The following is an 8,155-nucleotide window of genomic DNA, read 5'->3' on the forward strand; positions in this document are numbered from 1 at the left end:
CATGGGGGCCACGGAAAACAGGCAACTGTTCCAGGATATTTTCGCCGGCCTATCGACCGGAGATGGTATGCGGTTTCTGGACAGCCTGGCGCCCGACATCTGCTGGACCATCATGGGCACCACGCCGTGGTCCGGGACCTATCGCGGCAGGGAGGCGGTGCGGACCACCTTGATCGCGCCGCTGTTCGCCCAATTCGCCGATCGTTACGTCAGCCGGCTGCACCGGATCATTGCCGAAGGCGACGCCGTCGTCGTCGAATGCCGCGGCGAGGTCATGACGAAGGCGGGCAAGCGCTACGACAACAGCTATTGCTGGGTGTGCCGCATCGAGGATGGCAAGATCGTCGAACTGACCGAATACCTGGATACGGGCCTGGTCGCGTCGGCGCTGGCACCGCCGTCCGCGGCATGAGCACGATCGCGCGCACCCCGGCGCACAGCCTGCTGATCGGCGAGGTCGCCCGCCGCACGGGGCGCAGCATCCACACCATCCGCTGGTACGAAGCGCAGGGCCTGATGCTGGGCGTCGTCCGCGATGGCGGCGGGCGACGGGTGTATAGCGAGCATCACGTCGGCTGGCTCGATCTCATGGACCGGCTGCGCAGCACCGGCATGTCGATCGCCGGCATGCGCGCCTACGTCGAGCTGGTAAAGCAGGGCAGCACCACCCTGAAGGAGCGGCGGGCCCTGCTCGCCGCCCACCAGGCCCAGGTACGCGACGCCATCGCCCGGTCGACCGAGGCGTTGGCCTTGATCGACGCCAAGATCGAGTTCTACGACGAATGGCTCGCCGACGGGCATCGGCCGTCCGTCGGACCTCACCGACGGATACCGACACCGAAAGCCGCCAGCGACTAGGCGGCACGCCCTTCTCGTCCTTCGGGCAGCCGGTTTGGCAAATCGCGCGCATCTACAGTGCTAGCCGTCAGACCGACAACGGTGCTCCGTCTTCGGCCAACCCTAAGCCGGGGTACCATGAGAGGGCAGGTGAGCATCTTCCCGCCAGCTGTTCCGCATTTTTCCGGATCCGTGGCGAAGCATCGAGCAGGAAGAACGCCCTGGCTGAGAAAGGCGATGCCCTGAGGGCGTCCACGATCAGAAAGCCCGCCTCGCGCAATCTTTTTCCCCAATGTGCCCGCTCGTATCCATGACCGCCGCGCATGCGGGTTTGATGGTGATAGACGACGATCGTGCGGCCGGGCCTTTGCAAAGCCTGGAGTTCCTTCAAGCCGACGCTCTTGCCCGCTTTCGGCGCACCGCTATCGAAGCCTTTGGTTTCGAGCCCGTTGTCGGGATCGAGGAACAAGAGATCGCAGTCGTCGAGGTCAGATTTGACCCGCTGAAACCATTCGTCACGTGCTGCCCTGCGCTCGATCCGAAGACCGGCCGTCGGGATCTGTTCGGTACAATAGACCGCGCCGGGCAGAAGGTCGGCTTCCTGCAGGGCCGACACTCGCCGGTTTTCGAGCTTAACGATCCTGCCCAGGTTATCGAACAATTCCGGGTCGAAATGGCGCCACTGTTCTGCATGATTCAGATAGTCGGTATGCCGACCATCGCCGTTGTGGCCTTCATCGGGGTACATCCACCACGCAACTCCCAAACGGTGTTCGGGCATTATGGAGCGCAAGATGGCGAGCTTGAGATAATCGCCGATGTCTCCCGCGTAGCGATCTTGCATTTCTTTTCCGATGGCCGTTCAAAGACCCTTCAACTATACGGCGATACATCTTCGGACGCGATCGCTAAACCCGTCGATAGTTTTTCTCCCGCATCGACATCGGATGAGACCTGACGCACCCTGTCGCCTGGTACCCACCGTTCCCGAGCCCATGGTGTCCAACATGTCCGATCCCGTCGTCGTTGCCGTCGCCATCACCGGCTCCGTGCCGCGCAAGAAAGACAACCCGGCCGTTCCGGTGGCCCCGGCGGAGCAGATCGAGAGCACGCACGCGGCGTTCGAGGCCGGTGCCTCGCTGGTCCATATCCACGTGCGCAATCCGGACGAGAGCCCGTCGAGCGACCCGGTCCTGTTCGGCCAGGTGCAGGAGGGCATCCTGAAACATTGCCCCGGCATGATCGTGCAATTCTCGACCGGCGGGCGCGGGCGCGATCCGGCATCGCGCGGCAATGCGCTGGAGCTTCGGCCGGACATGGCCTCGCTCTCGACCGGGTCGGTGAATTTCCCGACCATCGTCTACGAGAACGGCGCTGCCCTGGTGCAGGATCTGGCGACCCGCATGCAGGCGAACGGGGTGCGGCCGGAGATCGAGCTGTTCGACCTCAGCCATATCCATGGCGCCGGCCGCCTGGTCGCCGCCGGGCTGATGGACGACCGGCCCCACGTGCAGGTCGTGATGGGCGTCAAGAACGCGCTGCCGGCCGAGGAACACCTGCTGGACCTGATGCTGGGCGAGATCCGCCGCGTGTTGCCGAACGCGACCTGGACGGCCGCCGGCATCGGCGTCAACCAGGCCCGCGTCATGGAGTGGGTGCTGGCGCGCGGCGGCGACGGCGTGCGCACCGGCCTCGAAGACAACATCCGCATCACCAAGGATCGCCTCGCCGCGAGCAATGCCGAGCTGGTCGGGCTGGCGGTTGCGGCCGCCGAGCGCCATGGCCGACGCCCGGCGACCCCGGCCGAGGCGCGAGCCAAGCTGGGCATCGCCGCGACGGCTTAGATCCGCATGGGGCAGGAACTCCGATCGCGATCCGGCGGTTAACCACCGGAACGTCATCGCAACTCCTGTCCCGGCGGTTTCCATGATCAGTTTGACCGAAGCGCGCGATGCCTATCGCGGCTATGCCCCGGCTTATGACCTGCTGTTCGGGCCGCTGCTCCAGACCGCCCGGCGTCGTGCGATCCGGGTCGCGAACGACCGGCCGGGCCAGCGGGTGCTGGAGATCGGCGTCGGTACCGGCCTGTCCCTGCCCCATTACCGTCCCGACGTGCAGCTGGTCGGCATCGACGTGTCGGACGAGATGCTGGCCAAGGCGCGCGATCGGGCCCGGTGCGGCGTGCTGGCCGAGCGCAGCCGGTTCCATCTGATGAACGCCGAGGCGATGGATTTCCTGGACGGCAGCTTCGACGTGGTCGTGGCGCTGTTCGTCGCCTCGACCGTGCAGGACCTGGCCCGCTTCGGTGCCGAGATCCGCCGGGTCTGCCGGCCGGACGGCCGCATCGTGCTGGTCAACCACTTCTCGACCCCGGGCGGCTTCTCGGCCCGGCTCAGCCGCCATCTCGGCCGCTTCGCCGGTTCGCTCGGGTTCGAGCCCTATTTTCCGCTCGACCATTTCCTGGATGAGACCGGCCTGCGCGTCGCGGCGATCGAGCCGACCGGCGTGTTCGGCCGCCTGAAGCTGCTGCAGGCAACCAACGGCTGAGCCGTCACGCCGGGTCGAACCTGGTCGCGACCGCCACCGGCGCCCAAGCTTTCAGATCCGTCAGCAGCGCTTCTGCATGGGCGCGGACCGCATCGACGGCGTCGGTGCCCAGTTGCAGGCGCAACGGCGTGGTTTCGGCATCGAGCGCCTGCTCGATCGCGACCGCTGCCTTGCGCGGGTCGCCGTCCTGGGTCTGGTTCATCGCGCGGGAGAAGCCGCGGGTCGGGCCGACCACGGCGCGATAGGCCGCGATCTCCGGCATCTCGCGCATCGCGGCACCGACCAGGTTGGTGCGGAACGCGCCCGGCTCGACGATCAGCACCTTGACGCCGAACGGTGCCATTTCGAGCGCCAGGGCCTCCGACGCCCCTTCGAGCGCGAATTTGGATGCCGAGTAGGCGCCGAAGCCGGCAAAAGACGTCTGGCCGCCCAGGCTGGAGATATTGACGACCGCCCCCGAGCGCTGGGCGCGCAGGGTCGGCAATGCCGCGCGAGTGACCGCCATGGCGCCGAAGAAATTCGTGTCCATGATCGCGCGCAATTCCGCGTCCGATGTCTCCTCGATCGCGCCGACCACGGCGAAGCCGGCATTGTTGACCAGCACGTCGATCCGGCCGAAGCGCGCGACGGCCTTGGCCACCGCCGCCTCGGCGGCATCGGCGCGATCCACGTCGAGCGCCAGGGCCAGCACCCGGTCGGGCGCGGTCGCCGCCAGGTCCGCCAGCTTCGCGACGGTGCGTGCCGTGGCGACGACATTGTGGCCCCGCTCGAGCGCGTGAGCGGCGAAGGCAGCGCCGAAACCGGACGACGCGCCGGTGATGAACCAGGTTTTCGGGGAATGGGTCATGCTCTGTCTTCCTCGTTCGGGCCGGCATCAATGCCGTAACCAGAACTTCTCATCTCCGAAGCGGATCGATAATATGGTCCAATCTGCATGACTCATGCGATATGATGCATGAATGAATCGGGAACTCCTGGCCCACCTGCCCGTCGTGCTCGCGGTCGCACGGCGCGGGGGCTTCGCCGTGGCCGCGGCCGAACTGGGCATGAGCCCGTCAGCAGTCAGCCACGCGGTCAAGACCGTCGAGGACCAGTTGGGCCTGCCGCTGTTCGCCCGCACGACGCGCAGCGTGGCGCTGACGGAGGCCGGCCACGGCTTCCTCGATACGGTCGGACCGGCCCTGATTGCGATCGACGAGGCGGCCGAGCGGGTCGGCGCCGCCCGGGGACGGGTAACCGGGCTGCTGCGGCTGAACATTCCGCGCGTGGCGCTGTCGATTGCGATCACGCCGGTGATGGTGGAGATGGCGCGGCGCCATCCGGACCTCACCATCGAAATCACCTCTGACGACGGGCTGGTCGATGTCGTGGCCCAGGGCTTCGACGCCGGCGTGCGGCTGGGCGCGATGATCGCCGAAGATATGATCGCGGTCCGACTGACCCCGCCGTTTCAGGCGATCATGGTGGCATCGCCCGCCTATTTGGCCGACCGGGGCACGCCGCGCGCGATCGCCGACCTCGCCCGGCACAATTGCATCGGCTTTCGCCTGCTCTCGAGCGGCGCCGTCTATGCCTGGGACCTGAGGGACGGCGGGACCGAACTGTCGGTCTCGGTCGCCGGCACGGCGCGCGTGACCGACCCGACCTACGCCAAAGAACTGGCACTGGCCGACATCGGGATCGCCTATCTGTTCGAACCTTTGGCGCGCGCGGAACTGGCGGCGGGCACGCTGGTTCAACTGATGCCCTGGGCGAGCCTCGACGAGCCGGGCCTGTTCCTTTATTTCCCGCGCCGCGCCGCCGACGCGCCCAAGCTGCGCGCCTTCATCGACACGGCAAAAGAGGTACTGCGCGCGACGGGTTGACGGAGCGGCCGGGCGCTTGCGCTTGCAAAGATCGCGGACGTAGGCCATTCAAGGCATTGCCGAAAACCGCCTTTCGAAAGCCCCAGCACCATGATCGATGAAGCCGATCGCCATTTCTACGAGCCGTCCAAGGGCCATGGGCTGCCGCACGACCCGTTCAACGCGATCGTCGGCCCCCGGCCGATCGGCTGGGTCTCCACCCGCGGCCTCGACGGCTCGGTCAACCTGGCGCCCTACAGCTTCTTCAATGCGTTCAACTACACCCCGCCGATCATCGGCTTTTCCAGCACCAGCCCGAAAGACAGCCTGCGCAACGCGCGCGACACCGGCGAGTTCGTCTGGAACCTGACGACGCGCGACCTGGCCGAGCAGATGAACCAGACCTGCGCCATGGTGCCCTACGGCACGAACGAATTCGCGCTGGCCGGCCTGACCTCCCTGCCCTCGCGCCTGGTGTCGGTGCCGCGCGTGGCCGAGAGCCCGGTGCATTTCGAATGCAAGGTGATCGAGATCATCCAGATGAAGAGCCACACAGGCGTGCTGGCCCAGGCCTGGCTGACGCTCGGCGAGGTCGTGGCCGTGCACATCGACAAGGCACTGCTGAAAGACGGTATCTTCGACACGTTCGGTGCCGGCATCGTGCTGCGCGCGGGCGGCCCCAGCGCCTATGCCGCGATCGGCCCGGAAACGCGCTTCGATATGCATCGGCCGAAATAGCCGACAGGATCTGCTGTCGGCGCCCTGCATCCGCTATCGCTTCGCCGGCGGGTCGTCTATCGCTGGGAATTCGAACACGACGGCATCCCGATCCAGATCGTAGTCTCGGGCCCGCTCGCGCGGGGCGACCAGGACCTGATGCTGGAGGCGGCGCCTTCATCGATTTCGCACGGCGGGGGTAGCGGAGATCCGTGCCTTCGCAGACGCGACGATCTCTGCCACTCTCGATTTTCCCGTCAGCCATGGAGCATCGAGAGTGCCGAGACGCTGTCTGCTGCTGCTGACGATCCTGTTGCTGTCCGTCACGATCGCCCATGCCGACGAGCAGGTGCTGCGCCTGGGCAACGGGTCGGAGCCGGCGACGCTCGATCCGGCGCTGGCCGATCTGCAACCGGATCAGCAGATCCTGCACGACGTATCGGAAGGGCTGGTCGTGATCGGCCCCGCCGGCGAGGCGCTGCCGGGCCAGGCCGAAAGCTGGATGGTCAGTCCGGACGGCATGACCTATCGCTTCACCTTGCGCCCCGGGCTCGCCTGGTCGAATGGAGCGCCGCTGACGGCGGAGGATTTCGCCTGGAGCTGGCGCCGCACGGTCGATCCCAGGACCGGCTCGAAATATGCCTTTCCGTTCTATCCGATCGTGAATGCCGAACGGATCGTGACCGGCGCCGAGCCCGACCCGGCAGCACTGGGCGTGCGCGCGGTCGACGACCGGACGCTCGAGGTCCGGCTGAAGGCGCCGACCGGGTTCTTCCTGAAGCTGCTGGGCGCACCGGCGTTCAGTCCGGCCTATCGGCCCGCGGTCGAACAGTTCGGCCATCAATATACCCGGCCCGGCAACCTCGTCTCGAACGGCGCCTTCATGCTGGCGGAATGGACGCCGCAGTCGCGCGTCGTTCTGGTCCGCAACCCGCATTATTGGGACGCAGCCGCGGTCGTGCTCGACAAGGTCGAGTATTTCCCGATCGAGAACCAGAACGAGGAACTGAAACGCTATCGGGCCGGCGAGATCGACATGACCTATGACGTGCCGTCCGACCAGATCGATTTCATCCGCGCCGAGTTGCCGGCCGACCTGCATATCGAGCCGTTCATGGGCACCTACTACCTGGGCTTCAACCTGACCCGGCCGCCGTTCAAGGATGATCTGAAGCTGCGCGAGGCGGTCAACCTGGTGATCGACCGCGAGGCGATCGTGTCCAAGATCACCAGGACCGGCGAGGTACCGGCCTATGGCTGGGTTCCGCCCGGGATCGACGGCTATGCGAACCAGAACTTCGATTGGAAGGACCAGCCGATGGCCGAGCGCATCGCCCGGGCGCGCCAGCTCTATGCCGAGGCCGGCTACGGCCCGGACAAGCCGCTCAGCATCGAGCTGCGCTACAACACCAGCGAGAACCACAAGAAGATCATGATCGCGGTCGCCGGCATGCTGAAGCAGGCGCTGGGCATCCAGGTCCATCTGGTGAACCAGGAATTCAAGGTGTTCATCGAGGCGCGCAAGGACAAGCGCGAGACCGAGCTGTTCCGCGACGGCTGGACCGCCGACTATCCGGACGCCAACAATTTCGCCGAGCTGCTGGTCTCGGGCGCCGGCCTCAACGATCCCGGCTATGCCAACCCGGCCTATGACGACCTGGTGCACCGGGCCCAGGTGACGGTCGACACCGGCGCGCGCATGGCGTTGCTGGAAGCGGCCGAACGGCTCGTGCTGCACGACCAGCCGCTGGCGCCCGTCTTCACCTATCGCATCAAGCGGCTGGTGAAGCCCTATGTGAAAGGCCTCAGCATCAATATCCTGAACTTCTATTATTCGAAGCAGGTCCGGCTCGATCCGCATTGAGAAGACGCGGTCGCGATCGTTCCATCCCAATTCTCCGTCATTCCCAGGGAGGCGCCAGAGAATGGGGATACCTCTTTTTCTGAACGATCTCAGAGCATTAGTATAATACTCCGTCATGCCCGGGCTTGACCGCGGAGGAAAGCTAACGTTCTGAAACAGAACAAAGATACGTACGTAGCTCGGCACCTCCGCGGGGTCGGAAAAACGCGATCACGCGGCCCGGATGCCGCCGAGGAAGCCCGCGACGTCGCCCTTCAGCACATCGGCCTCGGTGCTCATCGCCTGGGCGGCGGTGCGGACTTCGTTCGCGACCTCGCTCGACTGGTCGACCGCGCTCGACACGTCG

General features: G+C 66.0%; 9 protein-coding genes. 7 read left to right on the forward strand and 2 right to left on the reverse strand.

The genetic code is table 11. The features are described 5' to 3' along the window. Position 1: 1 nt before the first annotated feature. Entirely contained in the window at positions 2-412 is a 411-nt protein-coding gene (locus tag VGV37_RS13265; protein ID WP_326880161.1) for a nuclear transport factor 2 family protein, read from the forward strand. After that, positions 409-858 (forward strand): MerR family transcriptional regulator, encoded by a 450-nt coding sequence (locus VGV37_RS13270; RefSeq protein ID WP_326880162.1) that lies wholly within the window; start codon positions 409-411, stop codon positions 856-858. Before VGV37_RS13265 ends, VGV37_RS13270 begins: the two co-directional genes overlap by 4 nt. A 67-nt stretch (positions 859-925) precedes the next feature. Here the strand turns inward: VGV37_RS13270 and VGV37_RS13275 are convergent, their stop codons facing one another. Continuing rightward, positions 926-1,681 (reverse strand): hypothetical protein, encoded by a 756-nt coding sequence (locus tag VGV37_RS13275; RefSeq protein ID WP_326880163.1) that lies wholly within the window; start codon positions 1,679-1,681, stop codon positions 926-928. A gap of 163 nt (positions 1,682-1,844) precedes the next feature. On the opposite strand from VGV37_RS13275, the gene VGV37_RS13280 reads away from it, so the two are divergent. Together VGV37_RS13280 and VGV37_RS13285 are read left to right on the forward strand one after the other, a co-directional pair. After that, positions 1,845-2,681: a 3-keto-5-aminohexanoate cleavage protein gene (locus VGV37_RS13280; protein WP_326880164.1), complete on the forward strand. Its 837-nt coding sequence runs from the start codon at positions 1,845-1,847 to the stop codon at positions 2,679-2,681. Between the two features lie 82 nt (positions 2,682-2,763). Next, the gene (locus VGV37_RS13285) at positions 2,764-3,384 is read left to right on the forward strand and encodes a class I SAM-dependent methyltransferase (protein ID WP_326880165.1); all 621 of its coding nucleotides are present in this window, start codon (positions 2,764-2,766) and stop codon (positions 3,382-3,384) included. Between the two features lie 4 nt (positions 3,385-3,388). On the opposite strand, the gene VGV37_RS13290 is transcribed toward VGV37_RS13285, so the two are convergent. After that, positions 3,389-4,231, reverse strand: coding sequence for an oxidoreductase (locus VGV37_RS13290; protein WP_326880166.1), 843 nt, complete (start codon positions 4,229-4,231; stop codon positions 3,389-3,391). 112 nt (positions 4,232-4,343) lie between these two features. On the opposite strand from VGV37_RS13290, the gene VGV37_RS13295 reads away from it, so the two are divergent. The 3 genes from VGV37_RS13295 (at position 4,344) to VGV37_RS13305 (ending at position 7,809) form a co-directional block, all read left to right on the forward strand. After that, entirely contained in the window at positions 4,344-5,249 is a 906-nt protein-coding gene (locus VGV37_RS13295; protein WP_326880167.1) for a LysR family transcriptional regulator, read from the forward strand. Between the two features lie 90 nt (positions 5,250-5,339). Further along, entirely contained in the window at positions 5,340-5,966 is a 627-nt protein-coding gene (locus VGV37_RS13300; protein ID WP_326880168.1) for a flavin reductase family protein, read from the forward strand. A 256-nt stretch (positions 5,967-6,222) separates the two neighbouring features. After that, entirely contained in the window at positions 6,223-7,809 is a 1,587-nt protein-coding gene (locus VGV37_RS13305) for a peptide ABC transporter substrate-binding protein (RefSeq protein ID WP_326880169.1), read from the forward strand. The last annotated feature ends 346 nt before the right edge of the window (positions 7,810-8,155 follow it).

Origin of the sequence: Aliidongia sp., assembly GCF_035943795.1 — a bacterium.
In the GTDB taxonomy this organism is placed as follows: domain Bacteria; phylum Pseudomonadota; class Alphaproteobacteria; order ATCC43930; family CGMCC-115725; genus Aliidongia.